A 1,458-nucleotide genomic window follows, 5' to 3' on the forward strand; every position below is an offset into this window, starting at 1 on the left:
CGCTCGGCCAGGCGGCCGGTCACCGGGTCGATCAGCGGCAGCTCACCGGTGAGGACCGCGAGGTCGATGCGGTCGGGGCCGTGCCCGGTCCCCTCGACGTCCGCGGCCGCGGTGCTGAGGGTCCGGTCCCCGCGCCAGGCGGAGCGCAGCGCGCCCGCGGCGAACCCGAGGAGGTAGACCACGCCGGCCACGGTCAGCGCGGGCACGAGCCACGGCCAGCGCTCGGCCACCACGCCCACGCCGCCGGCGCCGAGCACGAGCAGCGCCACATCGGCCACGAAGCACACGGTCAGGACGGTCCACACGCGGTCGCGTCGGACGATCTGGCGCAGCAGGAACAGGGTCTGCGCGCCGATGGCGACGATGAGGGCGAGGTAGGTCAGGAATCCGGTGGCGAAGATGGTCACCGAGCGAGGATAGGAGCCGTCCCACGTCCGTGCCATCGCGATCTTCTTCATGATCTGAAGACATCCTTCATGGCCACCCCTACCCTGGACCGCATGAACTCCGACCACCTGCGCGCCCTCGTCGCGGCCGTCGACCACGGCACCTTCGACGCCGCCGCGGACTCCCTGCGGATCTCCGGCTCGGCCTTCTCGCAGCGGATCAAGGCCCTGGAGCGGCAGGTGGGCCAGGTGCTCCTGGCCCGCACCGTCCCCGTCCGGCCGACCGCGGCCGGAGAGCGCATGCTCCGTCTCGCCCGGCAGACCCTCGCGCTCGAGGACGAGACGCTCGCCGCGCTCGGACGCGGTGACGGCGGCCGCGTGCCGCTGCGCGTGGCCCTCAACGCGGACTCCCTCGACACGTGGTGGGAGCCCGTGCTGCGCGAGGCGGCGACGTGGGACGACGTCGTCCTGCAGATGCAGTCCGAGGACCAGGAGCACACCGCCGTCCTGCTGCGGGACGGCGCGGTCGTGGCGGCCGTGACGGACGACCCCACGCCCGTGGCCGGGTGCACCTCCACCCCGCTGGGCACGATGCGCTATCACGCGGTGTGCGCGTCCTTCCTGCTGGAGCTGCACCGCGACGCGCGGGGCCGGGTCGACTTCGGCACGCTGCCGATCGTGGACTACGGCCCCCGCGACGGCCTGCAGCACACGGTGCTGCGCCGCGTCACCCGCGGCCGGCCCGTGGCCGACCCACCGACCCACCTCGTGCCGTCCGTGCACGCGTATCTGCGGGCGGTGGAGCTCGGGCTGGGCTGGGGCATGCTCCCCTCGGTGCAGATCCCGCCGGGCGTGCTCGAGGGCCGGCACCCCGACCTCGAGACGATCCCGGCCCTCGGCGCGGCCGACGTGCACCTGCACTGGCAGCGCTGGACGGCCGGGACCGCGGCTCTGGACCGCCTCACGGACGCGGTGCTGCGCGCCGCGCCCTCCGCCGGGGACACCGCGGACTGACGGGCGCATTCGAGACCCGCCCCGGACGCGCCGCGACCCCCGCCGGAGGGACGGGGGT

2 protein-coding genes are annotated in these 1,458 nt (G+C 74.8%); one reads left to right on the plus strand and one right to left on the minus strand.

Annotation, left to right across the window (positions count from 1 at the left end):
* The coding region (locus tag HMPREF3105_RS07740) for a LysE/ArgO family amino acid transporter (protein ID WP_168168003.1) at window positions 1–458 on the minus strand (458 nt) is incomplete at its 3' end.
* Between the two features lie 18 nt (window positions 459–476).
* Between HMPREF3105_RS07740 and HMPREF3105_RS07745 the strand changes: the two genes are divergently transcribed.
* On the plus strand, window positions 477–1,400 hold the full coding sequence (locus HMPREF3105_RS07745) for an ArgP/LysG family DNA-binding transcriptional regulator (RefSeq protein WP_083325315.1): 924 nt from the start codon (window positions 477–479) through the stop codon (window positions 1,398–1,400).
* Window positions 1,401–1,458: the final 58 nt, after the last annotated feature.

The organism is Micrococcus sp. HMSC31B01 (assembly GCF_001816085.1).
GTDB classification, from domain to species: domain Bacteria; phylum Actinomycetota; class Actinomycetes; order Actinomycetales; family Micrococcaceae; genus Micrococcus; species Micrococcus luteus.